This window comes from Streptomyces sp. NRRL F-525 (genome assembly GCF_000716605.1).
Classification (GTDB): domain Bacteria; phylum Actinomycetota; class Actinomycetes; order Streptomycetales; family Streptomycetaceae; genus Streptomyces.
Map to the genome: position 1 here is coordinate 1 of NZ_JNXE01000216.1, position 294 is coordinate 294.

Genomic DNA, 294 nt, shown 5'->3' on the forward strand with positions numbered 1-294 from the left:
GGCCGTCACAGAGCCGCCGGACGCCGAAGCTGAAGACGCGCCCGACGAGCCCACACCGCCGGCCCCGCCGCTGCTGCTCTCGGCGAAGACCGCGCCCGCACTGCGCGACCAGGCCGACCGGCTACGGACCTACCTGCTGAACCAACCCGACCTCGAACTGGCCACGGCACGAGCCGCGTTGGCAGCCGGCCGGGCCCGGTTCGACCACCGCGCGGTACTGCTCGCCGACAACCGCGAGCAGCTGCTGACCGACCTCGACACACTGAGCAAGGGCAACACCGCACCCGGCATCGT

At 72.4% G+C, this 294-nt stretch carries 1 pseudogene; it reads left to right on the top strand.

Going from position 1 to position 294, the window contains the following annotated elements:
- Window positions 1–294: pseudogene (locus OO69_RS48590) on the top strand (modular polyketide synthase); the annotation flags it as partial.